26 protein-coding genes are annotated in these 25,358 nt (G+C 38.3%); 5 read left to right on the top strand and 21 right to left on the bottom strand.

Going from position 1 to position 25,358, the window contains the following annotated elements:
- Window positions 1–71 precede the first annotated feature (71 nt).
- Window positions 72–578, top strand: coding sequence for a hypothetical protein (locus B9N65_RS05455; RefSeq protein WP_002940170.1), 507 nt, complete (start codon window positions 72–74; stop codon window positions 576–578).
- Here the strand turns inward: B9N65_RS05455 and B9N65_RS05450 are convergent.
- Genes B9N65_RS05450 through rsmH form a run of 3 tightly spaced genes read right to left on the bottom strand, consistent with a single transcriptional unit; the run spans window position 557 to window position 3,716 of the window.
- Complete coding sequence (locus B9N65_RS05450) at window positions 557–2,506, bottom strand: FUSC family protein (protein WP_087583119.1); 1,950 nt, start codon at window positions 2,504–2,506, stop codon at window positions 557–559. The two genes, B9N65_RS05455 and B9N65_RS05450, sit on opposite strands and share 22 nt — an antisense overlap.
- Window positions 2,497–2,790, bottom strand: coding sequence for a hypothetical protein (locus B9N65_RS05445; protein ID WP_002940285.1), 294 nt, complete (start codon window positions 2,788–2,790; stop codon window positions 2,497–2,499). The genes B9N65_RS05450 and B9N65_RS05445 overlap by 10 nt, the downstream gene beginning before the upstream one ends.
- Window positions 2,791–2,792: 2 nt before the next feature.
- Window positions 2,793–3,716, bottom strand: coding sequence for a 16S rRNA (cytosine(1402)-N(4))-methyltransferase RsmH (gene rsmH, locus B9N65_RS05440; protein WP_087583118.1), 924 nt, complete (start codon window positions 3,714–3,716; stop codon window positions 2,793–2,795).
- Window positions 3,717–3,842: 126 nt separating this feature from the next.
- Between rsmH and B9N65_RS05435 the strand changes: the two genes are divergently transcribed.
- The 4 genes from B9N65_RS05435 to ftsZ all read left to right on the top strand — a co-directional run bounded on the left by B9N65_RS05435 (window position 3,843) and on the right by ftsZ (window position 8,605).
- Window positions 3,843–4,430, top strand: coding sequence for a class II aldolase and adducin N-terminal domain-containing protein (locus tag B9N65_RS05435; protein ID WP_002940326.1), 588 nt, complete (start codon window positions 3,843–3,845; stop codon window positions 4,428–4,430).
- A gap of 139 nt (window positions 4,431–4,569) precedes the next feature.
- The gene (locus B9N65_RS05430) at window positions 4,570–6,027 is read left to right on the top strand and encodes a peptidylprolyl isomerase (protein WP_087583117.1); all 1,458 of its coding nucleotides are present in this window, start codon (window positions 4,570–4,572) and stop codon (window positions 6,025–6,027) included.
- A 5-nt stretch (window positions 6,028–6,032) separates the two neighbouring features.
- Window positions 6,033–7,451: a cell division protein FtsA gene (gene ftsA / locus B9N65_RS05425; RefSeq protein ID WP_021086906.1), complete on the top strand. Its 1,419-nt coding sequence runs from the start codon at window positions 6,033–6,035 to the stop codon at window positions 7,449–7,451.
- Between the two features lie 14 nt (window positions 7,452–7,465).
- Window positions 7,466–8,605 carry a cell division protein FtsZ gene (gene ftsZ, locus B9N65_RS05420; RefSeq protein WP_012001610.1) on the top strand — a complete coding sequence of 380 codons (1,140 nt, stop codon included), beginning with the start codon at window positions 7,466–7,468 and terminating at the stop codon, window positions 8,603–8,605.
- Between the two features lie 285 nt (window positions 8,606–8,890).
- Here ftsZ and B9N65_RS05415 read toward each other — a convergent pair whose 3' ends face one another.
- The 18 genes from B9N65_RS05415 to rpmH form a co-directional block, all read right to left on the bottom strand.
- Window positions 8,891–9,187, bottom strand: coding sequence for a metal-sulfur cluster assembly factor (locus B9N65_RS05415; RefSeq protein WP_012001609.1), 297 nt, complete (start codon window positions 9,185–9,187; stop codon window positions 8,891–8,893).
- 3 nt (window positions 9,188–9,190) lie between these two features.
- On the bottom strand, window positions 9,191–10,381 hold the full coding sequence (locus B9N65_RS05410; protein WP_087583116.1) for a peptidase M50: 1,191 nt from the start codon (window positions 10,379–10,381) through the stop codon (window positions 9,191–9,193).
- Between the two features lies 1 nt (window position 10,382).
- Entirely contained in the window at window positions 10,383–10,721 is a 339-nt protein-coding gene (locus B9N65_RS05405) for a hypothetical protein (protein WP_087583115.1), read from the bottom strand.
- 76 nt (window positions 10,722–10,797) lie between these two features.
- A complete protein-coding gene (gene msrB / locus B9N65_RS05400) occupies window positions 10,798–11,838 on the bottom strand; it encodes a peptide-methionine (R)-S-oxide reductase MsrB (protein ID WP_087583114.1) in 1,041 nt (346 codons plus the stop codon).
- 77 nt (window positions 11,839–11,915) lie between these two features.
- Window positions 11,916–13,448: a bifunctional phosphoribosylaminoimidazolecarboxamide formyltransferase/IMP cyclohydrolase gene (gene purH, locus B9N65_RS05395; RefSeq protein ID WP_087583113.1), complete on the bottom strand. Its 1,533-nt coding sequence runs from the start codon at window positions 13,446–13,448 to the stop codon at window positions 11,916–11,918.
- Window positions 13,449–13,468: 20 nt separating this feature from the next.
- Window positions 13,469–14,434, bottom strand: coding sequence for a hypothetical protein (locus B9N65_RS05390; RefSeq protein ID WP_180385129.1), 966 nt, complete (start codon window positions 14,432–14,434; stop codon window positions 13,469–13,471).
- Window positions 14,419–14,982, bottom strand: a complete 564-nt coding sequence (locus B9N65_RS05385) for a hypothetical protein (RefSeq protein WP_087583111.1) — start codon at window positions 14,980–14,982, stop codon at window positions 14,419–14,421. The genes B9N65_RS05390 and B9N65_RS05385 overlap by 16 nt, the downstream gene beginning before the upstream one ends.
- On the bottom strand, window positions 14,983–15,717 hold the full coding sequence (locus tag B9N65_RS05380) for a TerB family tellurite resistance protein (RefSeq protein WP_087583110.1): 735 nt from the start codon (window positions 15,715–15,717) through the stop codon (window positions 14,983–14,985).
- Between the two features lies 1 nt (window position 15,718).
- On the bottom strand, window positions 15,719–16,768 hold the full coding sequence (locus tag B9N65_RS05375; RefSeq protein WP_002940400.1) for an SDH family Clp fold serine proteinase: 1,050 nt from the start codon (window positions 16,766–16,768) through the stop codon (window positions 15,719–15,721).
- A gap of 3 nt (window positions 16,769–16,771) precedes the next feature.
- On the bottom strand, window positions 16,772–18,961 hold the full coding sequence (gene purL, locus B9N65_RS05370; protein WP_087583109.1) for a phosphoribosylformylglycinamidine synthase subunit PurL: 2,190 nt from the start codon (window positions 18,959–18,961) through the stop codon (window positions 16,772–16,774).
- 56 nt (window positions 18,962–19,017) lie between these two features.
- Complete coding sequence (locus B9N65_RS05365; RefSeq protein WP_087583108.1) at window positions 19,018–19,737, bottom strand: hypothetical protein; 720 nt, start codon at window positions 19,735–19,737, stop codon at window positions 19,018–19,020.
- 74 nt (window positions 19,738–19,811) lie between these two features.
- Window positions 19,812–20,393, bottom strand: coding sequence for an NAD(P)H-dependent oxidoreductase (locus tag B9N65_RS05360; RefSeq protein WP_087583107.1), 582 nt, complete (start codon window positions 20,391–20,393; stop codon window positions 19,812–19,814).
- 43 nt (window positions 20,394–20,436) lie between these two features.
- Window positions 20,437–21,762 (bottom strand): tRNA uridine-5-carboxymethylaminomethyl(34) synthesis GTPase MnmE, encoded by a 1,326-nt coding sequence (gene mnmE / locus B9N65_RS05355; protein WP_087583106.1) that lies wholly within the window; start codon window positions 21,760–21,762, stop codon window positions 20,437–20,439.
- Window positions 21,759–22,841 (bottom strand): Jag N-terminal domain-containing protein, encoded by a 1,083-nt coding sequence (locus B9N65_RS05350; RefSeq protein ID WP_087583105.1) that lies wholly within the window; start codon window positions 22,839–22,841, stop codon window positions 21,759–21,761. Before B9N65_RS05350 ends, mnmE begins: the two co-directional genes overlap by 4 nt.
- Window positions 22,838–24,394 (bottom strand): membrane protein insertase YidC, encoded by a 1,557-nt coding sequence (yidC, locus tag B9N65_RS05345; protein WP_087583104.1) that lies wholly within the window; start codon window positions 24,392–24,394, stop codon window positions 22,838–22,840. Before yidC ends, B9N65_RS05350 begins: the two co-directional genes overlap by 4 nt.
- Complete coding sequence (gene yidD, locus B9N65_RS05340) at window positions 24,395–24,736, bottom strand: membrane protein insertion efficiency factor YidD (protein WP_087583103.1); 342 nt, start codon at window positions 24,734–24,736, stop codon at window positions 24,395–24,397.
- Window positions 24,733–25,068 (bottom strand): ribonuclease P protein component, encoded by a 336-nt coding sequence (rnpA, locus tag B9N65_RS05335; protein WP_035142427.1) that lies wholly within the window; start codon window positions 25,066–25,068, stop codon window positions 24,733–24,735. The genes yidD and rnpA overlap by 4 nt, the downstream gene beginning before the upstream one ends.
- The gene (rpmH, locus tag B9N65_RS05330; protein ID WP_002940373.1) at window positions 25,056–25,190 is read right to left on the bottom strand and encodes a 50S ribosomal protein L34; all 135 of its coding nucleotides are present in this window, start codon (window positions 25,188–25,190) and stop codon (window positions 25,056–25,058) included. The genes rnpA and rpmH overlap by 13 nt, the downstream gene beginning before the upstream one ends.
- Window positions 25,191–25,358 lie beyond the last annotated feature (168 nt).

Here is a 25,358-nt window from a genome sequence, read left to right as displayed (position 1 = left end):
TAATTTTGTTTGAATTTATAGATTTTTAGATACAATGAGCTGAAATTTTTAAGGTAAAAAGTCTATAAAAAATGAAAGAAAATCTAAGAAACACTATCATTAAAAATATTTTTTTCGTCTCAAAACAGCCAGTTTTATTTAGAGATTTGCTTGAAGCAAATGCCCTTTTTAACGAAGGTATGCTAGTTGATGGCGCAAAGCTAAATTTTAGATTTAACCACGTGAAGCTCTATCAAATTTATGCACTTATCTGCTTTGTAGTCTTGTTTCCGCTTCTCATCATCACGCACCACTTTTTAGCAAAGGCTGACGCGCACATCTCGATAATAGCAACTACCATCGTCACTTCAGCTGTCTTTATCGGCTTTGACATGTTTAAGGTTTGGGCAAGAAGAGAGATAAGCTTGGATCTTATAAAAAAAGCTTGGAGCGTGCATTTTCCATATTTTGGATATGAAAAGTATTCAAGCAAGGTTGAAGAAATTTACAACACCGCTCTTAAAAATGACGTTTCAAAAAAAGATTTAGAACAATATATATATGAAAAGCTAATCTCTCAAAAAGAGAGCGCTGAGTAAATTTCATTTTGTTTTAAAGCAACTCGTAAAATTAGCTTTTTAACATTTTCGTCTTTGCAAAGTAGCTTCGCTTCTATCTCGCTTATGAAATAATATGGAAGTTTTTTGATCTTTTTATCTAGCATCAAAAACCTATCTGAGATGATTTTTATATCATTTTGCAAGGCGCTTTTCTCTTTTAACTCGTCTAAATTTAGATAATTTCTAAGCTTAACCAGATCGCTATTTATGTCATCAAGCTTGCTAGCTATAAATTTTGCATTTTTCATATTATCATCGTCTAAATTTTTACTAACTTTTATAGCGTAGTTTAGCTCATTTAGCGAGACTAAAATCGCTTTTTCATCCGTGCTAAAAGCATCTTTGTTTGACTCATTTAGAGAAATTTGCACTAAATTTCTAAAACCTATCAAGGCACTGCTTAAGCTATTTTTTATCGCTGTATAGTCATTTTTCTTAGTTAATAGATATGTGACAAAAACTATCAAAAAGCCAGCTGCCACGTCAAGCAATCTATCGACCATAAGGGCTAAAAAGTCTCTTTTTATAAGCGAAAAAATGGCTGTAAATTCAAACATAAAAGCCGTTGCAAAGACGATTTGTTTGTATGATTTTAGATAATAAACCAAAAACATACCGATAAAGACAACCACGTAAAATGCGTATGATTCGCCCATAAATTTCACAAAAACAAGCGCGATAAAAAAGCCGATAACTCCGCCAAGAAGGCTATCTCTGCCTGCATTTTTCAAAGCATCTTCGTCGCTTTTGTTTAGGCTCATCACCGCTATGGCGATCCAAATTCCATGATTTATATGCATCGCCTGCGCTATAAAAATGGCTATCGACATGCAAATGGCAAGCCTTAAAGACTCTTTTAATATTTCATTTTTTAAATTTAGCTTTTTAAACGCCTCTTTTAGCGTGATCTTTTTTGTGTTGTTAAACGAGAGTTTGTCCTCGCCGCCCTCTTTTATAAGCAAAAATTTATCGTAAAGCACGCCAAGCGAGCTTGCAAAAATTTTAAAATTTGAGTTTTTAGCTAAATTTAGTGCATCAAATTTTAGCTTTGGAGTTTGATTTTTGAAAATTTTTTTAAGCTCAAAAAGGTTGTAAGCGATCTCATTTTTTACCTCATTTAAAAGCGCTTTGTCCTCGATCCTTTCAAACGAAGCGCCCAAAGTTCGAAGCAAAAGGGCGATCTCTTCAACTTTATAAAAATAAAATAGCGCTTTGGCTTGATTTCTAACTAGCTTAACATCTTTTATCTTTAGGCTTTTGTTTGCAAAAATTTCTTTTGATTTATCAATCGAGCTCATCAAATCTGCGATACTTGCGTAAAAATGGCTCGTGCCAAGCGCCTTGCTCGATAAGATGGCGTTGTCTAGCAAAAAACTGATACTCTTTTTAGTAAATTTGCCGTATTTGCCAAAATTTTCAAATTTTATGATGATACTTAGCACGCTAGCAAGTACCAGACCGCCGATGCTTTCAATCACATTTAGCCCTACTGCGGCCTTTGTCACAAAGGCAACTAACCCTGTTGCATTTACGGCGAGTAAAATTTTGTTTAAATTTGAGCTATAAATTTGGCTAATTCCTACCACAAATATCCAGACAAATACGATAAACGAGAGCCAAACGCCAAGGCTGATAAATGGATCAACAAATGGCATAAAAGCGCAAGAAAGCACGATATAAAGCAGCAAAAATGCAAATTTACTCCTATCTTTGCACTCAAGCTCACCAAGAAAGAAGATACCCATCGTGATATTTACAGCCATGATAGCGCCACTTAGATGAAAGAAGTAAAAGCACAAAAAGCAGTTAAAAGCGATGGTTGTGGCGGCTTTTAGCGAGTAGATGAGCTGGAAATTTGCAGGGTCGTAGTAGCGGATAAAGCTTTTAAATTTCTTAATTATTTCCATTGACGCTCTTGCATATTGTTTAAAATTTGATTTTTATAACGCAAATTTTCAAGCTTTATGCTAAGAGCTCTGTTTTCTTCAAGGAGCATATCTCGTTTGCCGCTGATATCGGCGATATCTCTACTTATATAATAAATTTGATTTGCTATATAAATTTTTGGCAAAAATAGAGCCAGCGCTATAAAAACCGCCAGATAGACCATCACTAGCGTCTTAAAGCTTAAATTTACCTCACGTTTTTGCTCCTCGTCGTGAAGTGTTAGCAGCTCTTCTTTTTCTTGCATCTTTATCCTTTTATCTTAAAAACACGCAGTTTTGCGCTCTTGCTTCGTGAGTTTTGCGCTAGCTCACTTTGGCTTGCTGTTAGTGGTTTTTTGGTTAAAATTTCGCCCAGATCGTGGTTGTTTCCGCACTCACATCGGTAGATGCCAGGCGGACAGATACAGCTGTTTGCCCACTTTTTGAAGCGCTCTTTTACGATCCTATCTTCAAGCGAGTGAAATGTTATGATTGCCACCAAACAATCTTTAAAACCGCCCTTTTCTATGCTATAAAGCAAATTTGTTAGCTCATCTAGCTCGCCATTTACCTCTATCCTAATCGCCTGAAAAGCAAGGATCGCAGGGCTAACACCGCGCCCTTTTATCTGAGCTGTGCCTATTATGTTTGCAAGCTCTTTTGCGCTTGTTATCTTGCTTAAATTTCTAGCATTTATTATCTTATTTGCGATCCCAGCGGCATTTTTTAGCTCGCCGTAATCCCTAAAAATCCTAACTAACTCATCAAACGAGTAATCATTTACCACGTCATAGGCGCTAAATCCTCGCTCTTTATCCATGCGCATATCAAGCGCGCTTGAGCCAAGGCTAAAGCCTCTATCATCTTTATCTATCTGTAAAGAGCTAACGCCAATGTCAGCTAAAATCCCTCTAACATTTGAAATTTCATCGCTACTAAGTTTGCTAATAAGCTCAGAAAAATTGCTCTTATAAATTTTCACTCTGTTGCCAAATGGCTCAAGTTTTTTGAGCGAGAAATTTATAGCTTCGTTGTCTTTGTCGCAAGCGATCAAATTTAAATTTTCATTTTGAGACAAAATGGCACTAGAATGTCCAGCATATCCAAGCGTGCAATCTATAAAATTTCCACGCAGGTCTTTAAAAAATGATACAACTTCGTCAAGTAAAACGCTAATATGCGGACTTTGCAACACTGCCTCTTTAGTGAAATTAGTGTGAAAATTTATCGAAATTTTACTTAAAAAGCTATCATTACATAAAATTTTACACAAATTTTAAGATAGCTTAAATATAATCACCCAAACATAGGAGAAAAAATGGACTTACTGCACTCAACAAATGAGATAAAAAAGATATCTCTTTCGATGTTTAGAAAGAATTTTTTTGGTGTTTTTCATGGTTCTATCTCGGCAAGGGTAGAAAAAAATCAATTTATCATCAACAAGCAAAGTGCCATTTTTGACGACTTGCAAGATAGTGATCTAACGCTTCTTTCATCAAAAAAAGACTACCGATGGAATGATGCGAGTTTGGATGCTGATATACACTTAAATATCTACAAAAACATAAATGAAGCAAAATTTGTCTGCTACGCCATGCCTCCATACGTGACAGCTTATGCAATGAAACATGAAAAGATCGCGCCAAAAGACTATTTTGGATGCATGAGGTTTAATGAAATTTTAGTCTATGATCCAAAGCAGTTTGACGACTGGTATGAGCGTGCTGAGACAGAAATTTATAGAGCGATGATAGAGAAAAATACTAACGTCGTCGTGATCAAAGGATACGGCGTTTACGCGTATAGCAGGAGCCCTCAGCTACTTGCAAAAGATATAGCCTTGTTAGAAAACAGCTGCAAACTGCTTCATTTTACTGGTGATTACAGCGATTTTAGCATTTAAATTTTTGCTAACAAAGATAAAAAATGTTAGTAAAAATTTAGCAAGAAACGTTTTTATAAAGCCCCATTTTAAGCTTATTTAAGCCAAATTTCTATAAAATATCGCACAAGCTTTGTTAGTATTTTAAAGGAAGAACTTAATGTTATCTTGGATGCAAAAACATAAAAAATACCTAGTCGTGACAATTTGGGTAAGCACGATAGCTTTTGTCGGTGCTGGTTTTGTCGGCTGGGGCGCATACGATCTAAACAGCAACAGAGCTACTTCAGTAGCCAAAGTAGGACATAGAAATATAAGCGTTCAAGAGTTGCAACAAAAATATGATAGGCTATATCAGTACTACAACAATGTATTTGAAGGCAAATTAACTCAAGAGAAAGCTGAAGAGTTAGGCCTAGAAAATGCTGCACTTCAAGCTGCTATTCAAGAAAATTTACTATTAAATTTTGCAGACGACATCGGTCTAAGTGTTAATAAAGACGATGTTTTAAAATATATAATCGTCGATCCAACATTTCAAAAAGACGGCGTTTTTGACAAAAATTTATACTACGATGTGCTAAGAAGAGCCAGGATAAACCCAACTGATTTTGAAGATAATCTAAAACTAACTATCTTACTAGATAAACTTAGAACTATTTTAAATTTGCCTGCTAGCAAAGAAGATATCGCCATGATGGAAGCTAGCTTTTTCATGCAAGATAAATTAGCTGTGCAAGTAGTAAATGCTGATCAAAACGAGATCAAGGTAGATGAAAAAGAGCTAAAAGATCTTTGGGAGATAAATAAAAATAACTATATGACAAAGACACTTTATGGCATAGATACATACTTTGTCGAGTCAGAAAAAAGCGACGCAAACGAAAGCGTTTTAAAGTCTTACTATAATGAAAACCAAGATAAATACAAGGGATCTGATGACAAGATAAAACCTTTTAGCGAGGTAAAAGCTGAGGTTAATAAAGACTATAACATAGAACAAAGCAAAACTAACGCTTTAGAAAAGTATGTCGCTGTCAAAAAAGCTGAACTTGCAACTAATGGTTTTATAAGCGTAAATGAGGACAACGCTACTTTTTCACTTGATGAGATTAAGGGTGCAAAAGTTGGCGAAGTGATGAAACCATTTATCTACAAAGATGGCTATTTAATAGCTAGAGTAAAAAGTATAACTCCTCCACAACCTATGAGCTTTGAACAAGCAAGAGCTAATGTGCTTGAAATTTATAAAAGTAAAAAAGAAAAAGAAATTTTAACAGCAAAAGCAAAAGATACTCTACAAAACTTTAAAGGCACAGATGTTGGCTTTGTTAGCAGAGAGGTAAATGGCTCTATTGCGGGCTTAAATGAGAGCGATACAAGGGCTTTTGTATCTCAACTTTTTGACACTAACAACACAAAAGGTTATGTTATATTAGATGACAAAGCCGTAGTGTACGATATTTTGGAACAAAGATTGCTTACTAACAATATAAATAACAACTATAAGCAAATAACACAACAAAATGTTGCAATGCTTAAAAACAACGAGTTGATAAAAGATTTAACAAATAAACTTCTAAAATATTATGAAGTTAAAGAATATGTCAAAAGGTAAAAATTTTGAGTACTAGAATTTTAGGCATAGATGTCGGATCATTTCAAATTTGTGCTGTTATAGCAGAACAAAATGATGATGGCATAAAAATAATAGGAATAGGCACAGAAAAAGCACAAGGTATAAAAAAGGGTGCTATAAACAACATTGAACTAGCTGCAAAGTCTATAAAAAATGCACTCATAGAAGCACAAAAAGTTGCAGGCACACACTATGAAAGAGTAGTGGTTTCGATATCTGGAAAATATACTAAAAGCGTAAATAGCAGTGGCGTAGTAAATATACCAAATCATGAAATAGGCATAAAAGAGATAGAGCGTGCCATGCAGATGGCAGATCACAATGCCGAGACCTCACCAGAATATGAAAAACTTCATGTCTTACCTTACAACTTTAAGGTGGATGGACAAGAATTTATAGAAGATCCTATCGGTATGAATGGCACTAGACTTGAAGTACAAACACATATCATAAGTATCCAAAAATCACAACTAAGCAATCTAAGAAAGGCTGTAAATTTAGCAGGCGTACAAGTCGATAACGTCGTTCTTTCTGGTTACGCATCAGCCATAGCAACACTAACAAAAGACGAAAAAGAACTTGGTGTTGCACTTATAGATATGGGCGGCGAGACATGTAATATGGTAGTGCACGCTGGAAATTCACTAAGGTATAACTCATATCTACACGTTGGCTCTGCAAATATAACTATAGATCTTTCAATGGCGCTTCATACTCCTTTGCCAAAAGCTGAAGAGATAAAACTAGAATATGGCAAACTGGTAAATAAATCAGTTGATCTTATCGAGCTTCCAAGACTTGGCGATGAGCAAAAAACTCACGAAGTTTCACTTGATGTTATATCAAATGTCATCTCAGCTAGAGCAGAAGAGACTGTGATGGTGCTTGCAAATATGCTTGAAGATAGTGGATACAAAGATCTTGTTGGCGCTGGCATAGTACTAACCGGCGGCATGACAAAGCTTGATGGGTTAAAAGACTTAGCTTCTGCGATATTTGACAACATGCCAGTTAGGATCGCTAGACCAAAAGAGATGGATGGTTTATATGAGATTTTAAGAGATCCAGCAAATTCTTGTGCCATAGGACTTTGCATGTATGGCGCTGGTGAATTTACACCTTATGAGATAGACTCAGAAAAAAAGATGAGATATAAAGGCGAGTTAAGATCAAAGCCAAAAGCAAATTTTAATATTTTTGAAGAAGAGAAAAAAGAGAAATTTGAAGTAAAAAAACAAGATAAAGATGATTTTGAAGAGGGCATTGAGCTTGTAAATATGGATATAAATTTAGAGCAAACAAACAACAAAAACGAGCTTGCAAATATCGCTGATATAAGTAAGCAAGAAAAAAAACCAAGTGCTTTAAAGAAATTTTGGCACAGCATGACACAACTATTTTGAGGAGAATTTTTACAATGAGCAACAGTTTCACAATCGAAGAGAACAAGAGCCTTTATAGCGCAAAGATAAAGGTAGTAGGCGTAGGTGGTGGTGGTGGTAATATGATAAACCACATCATAAGAGAAAATCCAAATTTAGACATCGATCTAATGATAGCAAATACAGATGCTAAGGCACTTGACAATTCTCCTGCGCACACAAAGATACAACTTGGTGAGAAAAAGACAAAAGGTCTTGGCGCTGGCATGAGACCAGAGGTTGGCAAAGAAGCTGCACAAGAGAGCTACGAAGAGATAAAAAGTGCTCTTGAGACTTCTGATGTTGTGTTCATCGCTTCAGGCCTTGGTGGTGGTACAGGTACAGGCGCTGCTCCAGTTGTTGCACAAGCCGCAAAAGAGATAGGTGCGCTAACAGTTGCTGTTGTAACTATGCCTTTTTCATTTGAGGGTAAAAAGCGCAGCAAGCTAGCTGATATAGGTCTAAGCGAACTTAGAAAAGAGAGCGACTCTATCGTTATCATACCAAACGACAGACTTTTAACTTTGATAGATAAAAAATCAGGCATCAAAGAGAGCTTTAAAATGGTTGATGAAGTGCTTGCAAGAGCGGTAAATGGTATGTGCTCTATCGTGCTTGACTCTGGTGTTAGCGATATCAACCTTGATTTTGCTGACGTAAAAACAGTTATGAGCCACAGAGGTCATGCTTTAATGGGCGTTGGCGAGGCTTATGGCGAGGGTGCAGCTCAAGAAGCTATAAAAAATGCTATCCAATCACCACTGCTTGATAACATGAACATAAACGGAGCGCTTGGTGTTTTAGTTCATTTTAAAATGCATCCAAACTGCTCACTTGATGATCTTCATAGCGCGATGTCAATGATCGAGGAGGCATCTGATGATGATGCTGATGTGATCTTTGGTACAACAACTGATGAAAACATAGAAGACAATAAAGTCGAAGTTACTATCATCGCAACAGGTTTTAAAGGTGCAGAAAAAGAAAGCGAAGAAAAAAAAATAGCCCAAGAGCCTGAAAATGATCTTTTAAATAAAAATATCGTTTTAAAAAGAAGAGTAAGTGGTGGCTACAATAGCGATGAGTATATCTCTCAGCTAGACATTCCATCATATCTTCGTCACCAAATGGACTAAGTCCTAACTAAAAATTCTCCTGTTAAATTGCAAGTTTATCTTGCAATTTACCTTTTAATATATTCAAATTTTAACCATTACCTAGCAAACGCCTAAAATTATCTTCTATAACTCGCATTATTTTTAGTTTTTACTTGCATAAATTTATTTGTGAATTTATTAAATACTTTAAGCACTCCCAAACAAATTTAACTACGCTTTTATGATATTTTTAAAATTTAAAGTAGAAGTTTAAGAAGAAAAGCTAGAAATTTGCTAGTAAAGCTAGATTTCTAGCCAAATTTATTAATTTACTCCAAGTTGTGCTTTTACAAAGTCGCTTGCCATTTGGATATTCCACTCAGGCTCCCAAACTAGGTCGATCTCGCACTCTTTTACGCCCTCCACACCAAGCACAGCCGTTTCAACCCAGCCAAGTATCATCTCATGAAGCGGACAAGACTTAGTTGAAAGCGTCATCGTCACCTTTGCTTTGCCGTTTTCATCGCAGCTCGCATCATATATGAGCCCAAGCGAAACGATGTCAAAGCCAACCTCGGGATCGACGATATTTGACAGAGCATCATAAATTTTTTCTTTCATTTTTTATCCTTTAAAACCAGTAAATTTAAAAACATTTATCATATTTACAGCAAGCAAAATGATGCTTAAAGCCATAAAAATCATACTTGCATAGACCAAATTTCTCATCTCAAAGCTAACCGCCAAAAAGTAGCAAACAAGCGAAATAGCATTAAAAGCTATGGCAAGATATGCAGCCTTTTTTAGTATCATCGCATCAAGCAGTGGCACTTTTGCCTTGCCAACAAAGGGTGCCACGTAGTGATACCAGATAAGAAATGGCGCGATCTTATATAGATGAGCCACGATAAAGGCAAACAAAAAGCCATATATCATAAAAAATGCAGCCAAATTTAACTTTTCAAAAATCATAAAAATAGCAGCGCAAAGCAAGGCAAATAGCGAAAGAGCGATATTTACATTCCAGTAATCATACGCCTTTCTCACGCGCTTTTTTAGGATGTAAAACGCCTGAGCTATAAAAAGCAAAGCTGCCATAGCCACTGCAAAAATAGCTAAATTTTCATCGATTGCCAGCAAAACGCCAGCCAAAATATAAGAGGCAAGAGAGGCTTTGCTAAGTGTAAATTTAAGATCATGAGCCAAAGCAAACATCGGTAAAAGCACGCTTGCAGCCCCAAGTATCACGAAAAATACAAAACCCAGCACAAAATATACGTGAAATTTTAGCGTCATAGTAAAATCAAGCATAAGCGTGCCACCAAGTATCATCACTAGGCAAAATCCAAGCGTTATGCCAACTAGCAAAAATATCGCCGAGACAAAGAGCACAAAGGCTGCAAAGCTTCTTTTTTCATTACCCATAAAGCTTAGTGCATAGGTCGAGCCAAAAAAGAGAAGTGTGCCAAAGAGAAAAACTCCGCTGATTTGCAAAATCCTAGCCTCGCCAAATATCATCGCATAGCTCATAGCAAGTAGCGACAGACAAAAGATGGCTAAATTTAAAATAGCCCCCTTGACCGTAAAAAATGGCTTTTCTAAAATGACCGAGGTTAGCTGATAGAGCGCTCCGATGATGATGCTCATCACAAAGCCCACGAAAAATATATGCAAAAAACCAGCCGTGTTTAGCGAGCTAATCGCCTCAAAATCAGCGTAAAAAAACGCCAGGACGCTTAGCGCTAAGAAAAAAATGCCAGCGATAAAGTAGCCGCCAACTAGCTTAAATGGCGGCGCATAAGTGTTTAAAAGCATCTTAGTGGCAAAGGCTGTTGTCTATGTTTTCTATGCTCGCACCCTCTTTTAGGCTAAAAGTCATCTTCACAGCTCCGCCTTCAAGGTCCTCGCGCTCCACATCAAAGCTCTTTTCTATCTTTGGGATGAGCCCAGCTGGAAATTTGTGATTTACCATCACGATCTTTGTGTTTTTATTGGCAAATTTTATAGCCAAAAGCGCGTTTATCATAGGCTCTGGCGGCACGCAAGGACGTGAGTCAAAGCCCACAAAGCTTACACCATTTTCACTAAATTTATAAAAAGGCACCGTCGCACCCTCAACGTTAAACTGCTCTGCATTTTTGAAAAATTCACTCATTTTTTCTCCTTTTGATTTTGGAGAATTATACTCTGATTAAACTTTTCAAACCATTGATTTGCTTCAACAAAAGGCTCTACTTAACGTATGGGATAAACTCCTCGTATCCAAGCCTAGCCATATCCTCAAGCGGTATAAATTTAAGGCTTGCTCCGTTTATGCAGTATCTTAGCCCACCCTTGTCGCTTGGTCCGTCATCAAAAACATGCCCAAGGTGTGCGTCGCTGTTTTGAGACCTCACCTCAACCCTTTTCATCATAAATGAGTTGTCCTCGCTATACGCAAGCGCCGTTGTCGTGATAGGCTTTGTAAAGCTTGGCCAGCCACATCCTGCGTCAAATTTATCAGCGCTTGAAAAGAGTGGCTTGCCGCTGGTGATATCGACATAGATGCCCTTTTTGTCAAATTTATCATACTCGCTGCTAAATGGCCTCTCAGTCGCCGCCTCCTGCGTCACGGCATACTGCTCGCTACTTAAATTTCTCTTTAGCTCCTCTTTGCTAAGCGGTTTAAATTTAGCCTCATCATAAAGTGGCTTATTTGCCAAATTTAGATCGATGTGGCAGTATCCAAAAGGGTTTTTATCAAGATAGTCTTGATGATACTCCTCAGCAATGATAAAATTTTTAAGCGGTGCTACCTCAACCACGATCTTATCTTTAAATTTCTTTTGCTCGATCTTTATAAAGCTCTCAATAACTGGCAGATCGTCCTTGCTAACATAGTAAATCCCGCTTCTATACTGTCTGCCGACGTCATTGCCCTGTTTATTTAGCGAGGTCGGGTCGATCACTCTAAAAAAATGAGCCAAAATTTCAGCCAAAGCGACCCTGTTTTCGTCAAATTTCACATAAAGTGTCTCGGCGTGATCGCTCTCATGAAGCTCACGGTAGCTCGTGCTCTCGCTCTTACCATTTGCGTAGCCTACTTTTGTATCCACCACGCCAAATATCTTTTTAAAATATCCCTGCATGCCCCAAAAGCAGCCACCTGCTAAATAAATTTCTTTCAAATTTTGCCCTGCCATCGTCTGCTCCTTTAAAAACTCATCTTTAGCCATCAAATTTACACCCAAAAATACCGCCAAAACCAAGAGAAAATTTAATATCTTTTTCATGTGAGCTCCTTTTTTGAAGGATTATATAAAATTTAAAGTTATAAAGTGTGAAGTAAGGGGCAAAGCGCCCCTAAATTTTAGTGCAAGAAGTGTCTAACACCAGTGAAATATAGCGATATGCCGTGCTCATCGGCAGCCTCTATCACCTCATCATCTCTGATACTGCCGCCCGGCTCGATGACGCATTTTACGCCCACTTTGCTAGCGATGTCGATGCTGTCTCTAAATGGAAAGAACGCCTCGCTTGCAAGCACGCAGCCACTTAGATCGATCTTTAGCTCTTTTGCCTTTGCCACGGCCGCACGAGCAGCATCCACACGGCTAGTCATACCCATGCCAATGGCCACCATAGCGCCATCTTTTACATAAACTACGCAGTTGCTCTTTGTTAGTGCAGCCACTTTCCACGCTATCTGAGCGTCTTTTAGCTCGCTACCAGTTGCAAATTTCTTGCTCATTTGCTTCATGTTTTCAAGCTCTTCGTCTTTTACAAGGTCCCTTTCTTGAAATACAAATCCACCATCGATGTGCTTAAAGTCAAATTTATCATTTGCGCGGACTAAAAATTTATTATCCTGAGTGAAAATTTTGATGCGTTTTTTGCTCTCAAACACCTTAAGCGCGGCATCATCGACATTTGCAGCGATGATCACTTCAACGTAAATTTCATTTATCTTTTTAGCTAGCTCCTCATCAAGCGTGCCATTTATCGCCACCACGCCGCCGTATGCTGATATCGGATCGCACTTAAGCGCTGCCACGTAGCTCTCAAGTAGCGTATCTTTTACCGCAAAGCCGCAAGGATTAGCGTGCTTGATGATAGCCACTGCTGGCGCGTCCTCAAAGCTAGTTGCAAGCATTAGCGCGCCATTTATATCGGTCATGTTATTGAAACTTGCCTCGCCTTTTAGGGCTCTAAAGTTGTTTGTGAAGAAATAATCAAACTCATAAAGCGCGCCTTTTTGGTGTGGATTTTCGCCGTATCTGGTGTCAAAAACCTTGCTTCCCACGATAAATCTAGCATCACCAAAACCGCCATTAAATCTATCATTCATATAGTTTGCGATCATGCTGTCATAGGCTGCTGTATGCTCGAACGCCTTTATCATCAGCGATCTTCTAAACTCATAATCATCGCTTTTTTCTCTTAGGCGCTTTAAAATTTCATCGTAATCAAGCACGCTTGTGACTATAAGCACGTCTTTAAAGTTTTTAGCAGCGCTTCTTACCATGGCTGGGCCGCCGATGTCGATATTTTCGATGATCTCGGCAAAGTCATCAGTCCTAATCGTAGTCTCTTTAAATGGATATAAATTTACGCAAACTAGGTCGATGCCCTCGATGCCATACTCCTTTGCCTGAGCCACGTGCGTAGCGTCGTCACGTTTGTGCAAGATGCCACCATGTATCTTTGGATGAAGCGTCTTTACCCTGCCCTCAAACATCTCAGGCGACGCCGTAAATTCGCTAACCTCAGTGGCTTTGACGCCCTCGCTCTTTAAAAGTTTGTAGGTGCCACCAGTTGAAAGTATCTGCCAGCCAAGCTCTTCTAGCCCCTTTGCAAACTCTACAATACCCTCTTTATCGCTAACGCTAAGCAACGCTCTCATTTTTTCTCCTTTATTAAATTTTAAAGATATTTTCCTGCAAAAAATGAACATATGGCAACAATAACTGTCACAAAAATGCCAAGTGTTATCATCTTATGTTCAAATTTTTTATCTAAATCTCCTCTTATTAAAAGAGTTAATTCACTAACTTGTTTTTTAGCTTCATTGTAAAATTTTCTTACATGATAATTTCTTTCAATAAACTCCCAAATTTCATAACATTGATGTTTTTCTTGCTTGACTGGATTTAAGAAAAAACTTTTTATACTATAAATACAAAAATCATCTCTAATTTTTTCCAATTCTTTAACTTTTTTAGCTTTATCTGGATCTGATACTGTATTTATAGTCTTTTCTATAAATTTTTGTGTGTTTATATTGTAAGCCAATCCTATTAAAAACAAAAGTATAAATCGCTCAGCTTTTTTATCATCGATACCAAACTTAGAATTTGATAACATTAAAAATCCACTTTCAGCAAAAACAACATCAATATCATTAGAGGTATATCTATTTTCTGATAAAATTTTCAAAGTCTTACTCCCTCTAAGCAACATTGATATCTGTTCATCATTTAAACCATTGTTTTTACCCTTAATAGCATAGTATATAAAATTTTTATCTAGCTCAAAATTATTTTCATCTAATTCTTTTTTATTAGAGAAATATTTAGATAGATTTTTTATAAAATAATTTTTTTCATCGTCTTGACTACAAAATGTCTTTTCACCATCGTACTCAAAATATGAACTTTCGAGAACTAAAAAAAACAAACTAAATATTTTAAATATCTTAAAGTTTTTCTCTTCTATTTTGCAAATACTACACTCTTTTTTTACGCTTTCAAATATAAATTTATGTTCAATATCTTTAAATTCAAATTTATCTTCATTAATTTTTTCAATCAAAGAAATTTGATAGGCTGAAATTTTATGAGCGCTCAATACTTCATTCTCCTGTTTTATCAAATTTACTCCGCCAAACACATCGCTTTTTCAAGCACTAGTAGCCCCATAGCTGTGTCTTTTTTGATATTTTCTTCTGTTAAATTTTCTAGTTTTTCTAAACTTTTGCCACTAGCATTTACTGCAAAATGGCTCTTTTTAACTAAATTTTGAAACTCGCCACCTGCGATATCCACACTAAAAGCATAGTTTGAAATTTGCTTGCCACTAAAATAGCTTGAACTTAGCACGCTTAAATTTACAGCCTCTTTTTTACTAAATGCCTTGCAGATCGGGCTTTTAGCGCTAAATTTCACCACCTTTATGCCGCCCTCATCTGAAAATATATACTCTTTAAACTCATTTAAATTTTTAGCTCTAACTGCCTTAAAATCAGCCTCTACACCATCACTGCCAGCTAGGATGATGCTAGCAGCGCTTGTCTTATTGTATTCGCCGATCTTTTTGCCGTTTTCATAAAGCGCACTATCTTTTAGCTCAAATTTGATCTCATTTCCATCAAGATCGCTTACGTTTAGCTCTCTACAAAAGCCAGCCACAGCCAAAAGTAAAATCACAAATTTCTTCATCTAAACTCCAAATTTCTCTTTTAATCGCCCATAAGCCTCGTTTATCTCCTGAAGCTTCTTAGTCGAGCGCTCTATCACCTCTTTGCTCTCACCCCTGCCCATCAAAATGTCAGGGTGATACTGCCTCACAAGCTCTTTGTAGCGAGCCTTTACCTCTTCAAGACTTGCATTTTTACTAAGTCCTAAAACCTCAAATGCATAGTTTTCTTGGCTTATCTCATCGTGATTTGCCCCAAACCTCGAGCCATAAAAGCTATCAAATTTAAAGATTATCTCATCAAGCGTCTCTTTGTCGATGCCAAATCCATAAGCGATATTTCTTATGACATCTTGCTCGCTTTTGTTAAACTCACCGTCTATATAGGCTAAATTTAGAAAAAAAGTGAGCCTAGCCACGCAGGTATCGTAGTTTAGATTAAACGCGCGCTTGTAGTTTCTGGCGGTTTCATAGGCGTTATCTACATTTTCTTTTTGGCTGTTATAGACCTCTTTTAGATACTCGCGCACGCCGCTAACGCCGCTAACTTTCTGGCTTAGATCATCTAGCACTTGAGTGATCAGTCTAGCCTCTAGCTCACTAACTCTGCCATCACTTTTAGCGACTTTTGCAAGCAGTGAGACTAGAAATTTAGCCTCATTTACATTTGCTTGTTTATTGCGGTTACTACCTATTTGGACATTCATAAATAAAAATATCGCACCGCCTAATATCAGTAAAAACAGGACTCCAGACATATTACCACAAGTGATAGATTGTATTTTTTATCTTGCCATTTACCAGCTCATTTTTGCGCCATGAGCTCTCGTCGTTCATCACGTTCCAGCGGCGCTCCTCAGGGCGATAAAACCAGTCTTTATCTATCTGATAGTAAATTTGCTTACCGTTTGTCTCGATGATGTTTGCGATGTTGTTATCGTGATAGCTGTTCTCATCGTAGTCGGTAAAGGCTCGCTGCCCCATCTCCGAGTAAAGCAGCGTTAGCTCCTGAAGCATCTCGTTTAGATCATCGTCCATTTTCTTGACATGCAGACCGATCTCCTGCGCCTCACGAAAGAGTATCGGATACTCATGCGCTGGGTAGTCTGCGTTTAGTCGCTCTGAAATTTCAACGATCTTTTTATCATCATCTATGTGATATCTAAGTAGCTCAGAGCAAATTTTAAGCGAGAGCGAGCTAGCACGATCAACCGCACCAAAAACTAGCGGATGAATATACTCATATAGCGAGTTATAGGGGTTTGTGTCGTTTGGTCTATCCTTGTCCTGCTCTTTCCAAAGCTTGACTACACGGCTAAGCTCGTCCATAGAGACACTAACAAGCTCGTTGCCCTTGTTTGTAGGGCTAAGTTCATGCTTGAGCGATGTATCAACTGGCGTTAGATAGGCAAGTGGGCCCATCACGATCTCGTTTGCTCCAAGCGCCATCATCGTAGCAGCTGAAGCGCAGTTTGATGGGATCAGTGCTATTAAATTTTTGCAGTAGTTTCTAAGGGTGCTAATGATCCTAAGCGCTGCTATACCGCTACCACCATCACTTTTTATAAAAAGATAGGCAGTGTCTATCTTTTTACCCTTTAAAATTTCATACATTGCGCTTGCATCGTTGCCGCAGACATTACCAGCGTTTGAGTTGTAGTAGGTTATCAAAGGGGCATTTAGCCTTTTTTCTATCGTACTTATCAAATTTTGAGTATCGCTAAAGAGCACTGGCGGTTTTGCCACGCCCTTTTTCTCGTTTTGCTCTACTTCCTTTTCTCCGCTTACTTTTTCCTTTTTAGAAAACATCTCTTAGTCCTCCTTTTTTACGATTTTTGCAAACTCATTTAGATAAATTTCTCTTACGTCCTCTAAGCTCTCATCTATATCATTTAGTTTAAATCTCTTGCCGCCACTAACGCCGATCTTTTCAAATTTCACACCAAATTTAGTCGTAAGTGCTTCAAATTTAGCCTCATCTTTCACGCCCACAACTGCTCTTGAAAAGCTCTCATCAAAGATAAAATTTGGCTCTTTAAATTTAACTTCACAATTTATGCCGATGTTTGAGATGCTAGCCATTTTTGCCAGCGTGATAGCAAGACCACCTACGCCTACGCTATTTGCAAACTCTAAAATTTGCTCTTTATTTGCCTCTATCACTAGCTCACAAAGGGCTCTCTCAGCTTTATAATCAACCTCTTTTAGCTTACCGCCAACCACGTTAAATAGTGCCTTTGCGTAAAGCGAAGCTGCAAACTCCCCACTTGTCTCGCCAAGCAAGTAAATCGCCCTGCCCTCGCTTAAAAATGTACTTTTTAGGTTTAAATTTGCATCTTCATTTACACCAACCGTGACGATGGCTGGCGTTGGATAGACGCTAACGCCGTCAGTGTCGTTATAAAGGCTCACGTTACCGCTAACGACTGGCGTATTTAGCTCACGGCAAGCCTCTTTTATCCCTTCGCAACCCTCTTTGAACTGCCACATAACCTCTGGATTTTGCGGGTTGCCGTAGTTTAAGCAGTCGGTGATCGCAAGTGGCACAGCGCCGCTCATCGCGACCTTTCTACCAGCTGCAGCGACGGCTCTTGCAGCGCCTATTTTTGGATCAACGAAATTTGCTCTTGGATCGCACTGCGCAGCCATAGAGACGGCCTTTTTAGTACCTTTTACTCTGATACTTGCAGCGCCCAAGCAGCCAGGCTGTTTTATCGTGTTTGTCTGGATATTTGCGTCGTATTGGTCGTAGATAAAGCTCTTATTTAGCACTTCTGGCTCTTTTAAAAGCTTAAAAAATGCCGTTTTGTTATCAATGTTGTTTGGAATTTTTAAATTTGCTATCTCATCAAGGTATTTTGGACGTGCGACTGGACGATCAAGCACCGGAGCTGCCTCACTAAGTGGGCCGATAGGGATTTCGCCTGCAAGTTCGTCATGCCAGTAAAGCTGCATCACGCCACTACTTGTGACCTCACCGATGATCTCAGCGTCAAGGTCCCACTTTCTAAAAATTTCAAGCACCTTTTGCTCGTAACCTTTTTTGGCGCAAATTAGCATACGCTCTTGAGACTCGCTTAGCATTAGCTCATAAGGCGTCATGCCAACTTCGCGCATCGGCACGCGCTCTAGATACATCTTCATGCCGCTGCCGCTTCTACCAGCCATCTCAAAGCTAGAGCTAGTAAGCCCTGCTGCGCCCATGTCTTGGATGCCGATGATGTAGTCTTTTTTAAAGAGCTCTAAGCACGCCTCCATAAGCAGTTTCTCAGCAAATGGGTCGCCTACTTGCACCGTTGGGCGAAGTGATTTATTTTCGTCGTTAAAGCTATCACTCGCCATAACAGCGCCGCCAAGTCCGTCTCTACCGGTCTTTGAGCCCACGTAAATGACTGGATTGCCCACACCTTCAGCCTTGCCGTAGAAGATTTCATCACTTTTGCAAAGTCCAAGCGCGAAGGCGTTGATTAGGATGTTGCCATTAAAGCTAGGATCAAAGGTAGTCTCGCCACCGATCGTTGGGATACCCATGCAGTTGCCGTAGTGTCCGATACCAGCGACACTTCCTTTTAGCAAATATCTATGCTTTTTGGCTAGCTCGCCCTCGCCTCTTATCTCTCCAAAACGAAGTGAGTTCATATTCGCAACGACTCTTGCGCCCATCGTAAAGACGTCTCTTAAAATTCCACCAACGCCAGTTGCAGCGCCCTGAAACGGCTCGATAAAGCTTGGGTGGTTGTGACTCTCCATCTTAAACACAGCTGCAACCCCGTCGCCAACGTCGATGACGCCAGCATTTTCGCCAGGTCCTTGGATGACCCAAGGTGCCTTTGTCGGAAAGCCGTTTAGGTATTTTTTGCTTGATTTGTAGCTGCAGTGCTCGCTCCACATCGCCGAAAATATGCCAAGCTCTAGTAAATTTGGCTCACGGCCTAAAATTTTTAAGATCTCCTCATACTCTTCGTCGCTGATTTTATGTGCTTGTATGGTAGCTTTATCCATTGATGTAACCTTTTAAGAATTTTAAGCTATTTTACAACCTTGCTTATAAAAAGTTACTAAAAAGCCTTTTGGAATTTACTAAAACAAAGCACATTTGAGAGAATTTTGCCTTGATTTACAAGGTCACTTTCGATAAATGTTTTATAAAAATTTTGCGTTAGCGTCTCAGCCTTAATCTTCTCTTCATCTTCGCTTGAAAGGTTGAAATAATAGCTCGTCTCTCTTAGAAAAAAGCCTTGATCATTAGATATATCTGAGTTTAAGATCACCGCAAAAAAGCCATTTTTCAAAGGGTGATTTGTCACGCTTTTTACTTTTATCACCTCTTTGCCACCTGCAAAAGCTTCGCAAACTGGCATGCTCTTTGTGCTATAAACTATGCTTTTGATAGCTCCATTTGAAATTTCATAAAATTTGATATTTTTTGCATTTACGAGCTCCTCTATGTCACTAGCATTTGACAAGATGAGCTCATGGTTTGTGCTTAAATTTTTAACAAGCACCATTTTGTCTGCCGCGCTGCCTTGCATGAGATCGCCAAGAGCGCTAAATTCTGCATTGACTCCAGCTGCTTTTATCTCAGCCTTACCAATAATGTTTGCAAATTTATTAAAGTCATCTAGGCTGTTTTGCAGCTTATCAAATTTCATCTCGTGCAAGGTTTCGTTATTTTCAAGGTAGAGTAAATTTGCCTCATCGCTTGGCTTTAGAATTTGCTTGCCAGCGCACCCAGCAAAAAAGACAACAGCAGCTAAAAATAGAAATTTTCTCCTCATTTTCCCCAACCAAGATAGATATAAATTTAGATGCCCCCTAGCGCAAATGGCTAGAGAGCGGTAGAAATTTGTTTTTACGCTTTGAAAACTTTTTCAAGATGTGCCTCATACTCTTTTAGGTATATTGGCACGTCTGGCATCTTGATAACATCGCAGCAGATAAAGTGCGGAAGCGACTTTAAGCCCATAAATTCATTTGCCTTTCTAAAATGAAAATAAACCCCATCAACGCCGCGCGCCTCAAAAAACTCGTTTGGATCGCTAAATGCCTCAGCTGGGGCATTCCAAGTAAGACTTAGCATAAAATTCTTGCCATTTAGCAAGCCGCCTTTGCCATAGTTTTTGGCTGGATCAACCCTATGCCTGCCATCACTCGTATAAAGCTTGCCATGACCTGCTGTAAAGACCTCGTCGATATATTTTTTCACTATCCAAGGCTCGCCCATCCACCAAGCTGGCATCTGCCAAACTACCGCGTCCATCCAGAGAAATTTCTCAATTTCAGCCTCGATATCATAGCCTTGATCTATAGCGGTTTGTTTTACCTCGTGACCCATTTTTGCTAGTTTTTCGCATGCAAGATTGTGAAGTGTTTGATTGAGCCTGCCATCTGAATGGGCAAATTTTTTGCCACCATTTATAAGTAAAATTTTCATTTTTTCTCCTTTAAAAAGCGCAGATTTTAACCAAAAAAAAGTATCATTTTCCTAAACAAAAATGGCTAAACATTTCGTCTAAAATTTCGCTTCTCTCAAATGGCTTTGTGATGCTTGCAAGTGCCTTTATCGCGGTATTTAGCTCGTAAGCAAAAATTTCTAGCTCCTCTTCATTTAGCCTTAAAAACGCTCTTTTTAAAGCCTCGCTCGCCTCTTTGCAGCTTAAAATTTGGCGGTTTGAGCTTAGCATGATCTCGTCAGTATCTTGCGTCTTGAGGTAGCTTTCAAGCTCTTTTAAAACTACGCTCGTATCAGTTCTTGCTGAAATTTTGATAGCGCCCTCTAGCTCTATGTCAAATTTAAACGCAAGATCGCTTTTGTTTAGGATAAAAAAGGCTTTTTTGTTTGAGTTAGAAACGAGCTTTATTATCTCTTTATCTTGCTCGTCGCTTGGATTTGAGCTGTCAAAGACAGCTAGGATGATGTCGGCCTCGTTTATGGCCAAGATTGAGTAGTTTATGCCGATTTGCTCGATCTTTCCAGCATCTTTTCTGATGCCTGCAGTGTCTATTATGCGAACTAGATGCGAGCCGATCTTGAAATTTTCTTCTATCCTATCTCTAGTTGTGCCCGCTTCGTCGCTAACGATCGCTCTTTCATATGCCAAAAACGAGTTTAAGATAGAGCTTTTGCCAACATTTGGCTTGCCAACGATGGCGATCTTAAAGCCATCTATCAGCCCTCTTCTTTGTTCGCTAAGAGTGGCTATGCGCTCTAGCTTCTCGCTATTTTTTAAAAGCATCTGCTTAGTCTGCTCTAGCAAATTTGCAGGCAGATCATCATCAGCATAGTCAATCATCGTCTCAACAAAGGCAAGAGTTTTGACCACTTCACCCCTGATCTCGCCTACAAATTTACTAAGATCACCTTGCATCTGGCGGGTCAAAATTTTAGCCGCGATCTCGCTTTTTGAAGTGATGAGCCCTTGCATCGCCTCAGCCTTGGCTAGATCCATCTTGCCATTTAAAAATGCTCGCTTGCTAAACTCGCCAGGCATAGCAAGCCTTGCGCCAGCTCTTATTAGCTCATTTAAAATTCTCTCGCTCACCATCACGCCACCATGAGTTTGAAACTCGACGATATCCTCACCAGTAAAGCTTGCTGGAGCCTTAAAATATATAACGATGCCCTCGTCTAAAATTTCATCATCAAGGGAGTAAATTTTAGCTAGTTTTGCGTATCTTGGCTCTAAATTTGAAAGTTTAAGTAGTTTTAAAGAGGTAGCCAAGGCGTCCTTGCCGCTAAGCCTTACGATAGAAACTGAGCCGATGCCATAAGCTGTGGCAAGGGCTGCGATAGTTTCACTCATTTTTTAAAAAAGTCATTTACGACGACAAATTTGCCGTCATTGCCGCTTTTTATGCCGACATATTTATCTGGGAATTTCTCGCGAAGTTTCTCAAGTGCGATCTTAACTAAAACTCCATCAAGTGGCTTTGTTTGGGCTCTGCCGCTATTTTGAACACGCTCGATCACACCATTTAGATATTGATCCATCATCGCTTCTTGATTTTGCAAAAATTGCGCGATCTCAAGGCGGATAGCGAGGTTGTATTTTGAATTTAGCCAGTTATAGAGCATATAAGAGATCGCTTTATATCTATAACCCTCTTTGCCGATAAGTAGCGCCGCGTCAGCACCGTCTAGCTCGATAAGCACGGTCTCATCGTTAAATTTACTAACTTCTACCTTATCTATCTCAAAGCAGCTTGCTTTAAAAAGACGCGTCATACCCTCTTTTATCTCAGGCAAAATTTTATCAAAGTCGATTACAACTTTCTCTTTTTTCTCTTTTGGTAAAGCTTGAGGCGCGCTCTCTTCATCAGTTTGGTTGAAATTTTCGATGATTGAAGTATCTAGGATATTTTTAGGAGCACTTTTACTAGCTTGTGGCTCTTTTACCCCTTTACTCTCTTTTTGCTCTTTTGGCTCATCAAGTCTTTTTATGACATATCCTGGCTCTTCAGCCTCTTTTTCACCCTTTTCAGCAAAGGCATCTTTAGCAAGAGCTGAGTTTTTTTCACTCAAATTTGGCTTTTCATTTTTATGCTCTTTTTGCTCAGACTTAGTCTCATTTTTCTCATCTTTATGCTTTTTAGGATTTCGCTTTTTATCATTATGATCGTGTTTTTTACTCTGTTTTTTCTCTTCTTTTGCAGGCTCGTTTTCATCACTTTTTTTAGCAAAATTTCTATCATTTTTTGGTTTATGTTGTGGTTTTGGCTGATTTTCTAAATTTGCCTCAATGATCGCTGTCTTTTTAAAAAATCCAAAAATTCCGCCACTTGGATGTTGCAAGACCTTTATATCAAGCTCAGTGACCGAGCAGTTAAGCTGCTCGGCTGCCTTTTGAAATGCCTCTTGGAGGGTATTTGCTTCTATTTTCATTGAGCCTTTACCTCCGCAGCTTTTTTATGTTTTTCAAAAAGTTTATTTACAAAGACTTGTTGAACGACCGAACAAACGTTATTTACAAACCAATAGAGCGTAAGACCTGCTGGGAATGTCACAAAGAAAAATGTGAAGATCAAAGGCAAGAATTTCATAACCTTTTCTTGCATAGGATCAGTAAATGTCGTTGGTGTAAGTTTTTGTTGTAAAAACATCGTTAGACCCATCAAGATAGGTAGCACAAAGTATGGATCCATCACTGAAAGATCGTGTATCCAAAGTATCCAAGGAGCACCTTTTAGCTCGATCGCATTTAGTAAAACGCGGTAGATCGCAAAAAATACCGGAATTTGAAGCAAGATCGGCAAGCAGCCACCCATCGGGTTTGCGCCATGTTTTTTGTATAGCTCCATCATATGAACTTGCATCTTTTGCTTATCATCTTTATATTTTGTTTGGATCTCTTTTACCTTTGGAGCAAGCTCTTTTAGCTTATTCATCGATAGCATGCCCTTATAAGTAAGCGGGAATAAAACTACCCTTATAACAAGCGTTAGCACAACTATCGCCCAACCCCAGTTGCCAATGTAGTTATGTAAGAAATTTAAGAATGCAAACATCGGCTTTGCTATAAATGTAAACCAACCATACTCGATAACGTCATTTAGCCTCTCATCCATCGAGCTTAAAATTTTATGCTCTTTTGGTCCGATGTAAGCGCCTAGTTTTAAGCTATCATTTGCCTTTACAAAGACGATAGGATTGTTATTTGCATCTTTATCAACAACAGCTTCAAATGGCTTGTTAAATGAGTAAAATAGTGCTGTGTAGTATCTATCAGATGCGGCTGCTATAGTTGTGTTTGCATAGTTTTTAACCTCTTTTGCATCGCCATCTTCTATGATATTTAGACTATCGTCTGTATTTCTAAGCATGACACCATGAACTGTGTAGCTATCTATCGCGATATTTGGTCTAAAGCCAGGAGTGATGAAATAATCAACGCCTTTACTTAAATTTACTTCAATCTCGTAACGACCATTTGGGTAAAATTTGATATTTTTTGTGACTGTAACGCCGTCTAAGTTTTGAGTGAGTTTTATAGTTTTAGGCTCGCTGCTAGCATCTACCTCGCTAGCGTCACTGCTATATGCAACCTTAAAAGCATCAGTATTTAAAGCGCTATCGTTAAATCTAAGCTCAAGCGGTAGTGGATTTTGTGAAACAAGCTCGATTTTGTTGCCATCTTCTGTTTTGTACTTATCTTCGGTTAGATAAAATTTCGCGATCCTACCTAGTTTATCTATCTTTGCTTCGTAGCTTTGACCTTTGATGGTAGCGATTATCTCGTTTGAAGCTAAATTTTCATTTGATTTTGGAGTATCGTTAGTAGAGGCTGGGGCTTTGCTTTGATCCATTGTTTGAGAGATCGTTGTCTGGTTTTGCTCTAGTGGAGCTCTTTTTGGCATAAAAAAGTCATATACTATGAAAAATACGATTGACAAAAGTGCTGCAAGAAGCAACCTTTTTTGCATAGACATCTGTTCCATTTATTTTTTTTCCTTTAATTTATCTAATACTTTTACGACATAAAATTTACTATTTTGGCAAGGGATAAACCAGAAATTTACATTTTTGGTATCGCTTTTTTGAAATATAAAACATGAGTTAAATTTTTTGCGGATGATTGGGTAGTTAATACCGCCTTTGAAAAGTTGATTGCATCTTAAAATTCGCATGAATGTTGCAAAAAAAGCAGAGAAAAAGCTGTTTGTTTGAAATTCCCAAATGGCGTATTGTGAGCAAGTCGGATAGTAGCGACAGCTTTTTGGAAGAAGTATGGAAATATATTTTTGATAAAAAGCGATAAATTTAATCGCAAATTTTTTCATTTTAGACATCCCATTTTTTTTGTAGACCAGCTCAAATTTTTACAAATTTTGTCAAATGAAATTTCTGTAATTCCATTTTTTGCGACCATAATGTAAGTGCCATCTTTTAGCTCATTAGAAATAGAAAAAAAAGCAGCTCTTAAAAGTCTCTTTGCTCTATTTCTAACTACTGCTTTTCCCACTTTTTTGCTAGCAACAACTGCTAATTTTTTTTCAATTGTAGGTTTATAAAAAACTACGCAAGCGTCGCAGTGCCATTTACTGGCCTCTTTATAAACCTGAGAAAATTCTCTCGAGTCACTTAGTGACTCAAAACCAGCTAAGCAGCCAATCTTTTTCTACCTTTAGCACGTCTAGCGTTGATAACCTTGCGGCCATTTTTAGTTTTCATTCTTAAACGAAAGCCATGAGTGCGTTTTTTAGGGGTTTTATGAGGTTGATAAGTCCTTTTCATTTCTATCCTTAAAGTTAATATAAAAAGTGGGATTTTATCAAAGCAATACTTAAATTCCTTTGAATAAATCAGTCCGAAAAAACTATAATTTAAACTTTAAGTAAATCAAGTTATAATCCAAAAATGAAATTTCATAAAAATAAAGATCTCTTAGAAAAATTACTTTTT

The sequence above is a fragment of the Campylobacter concisus genome (genome assembly GCF_002165815.1).
Classification (GTDB): domain Bacteria; phylum Campylobacterota; class Campylobacteria; order Campylobacterales; family Campylobacteraceae; genus Campylobacter_A; species Campylobacter_A concisus_BH.
The sequence above is the reverse complement of the archived record's forward strand: the minus strand, read 5'-3'. Positions and strand labels throughout refer to the sequence as shown.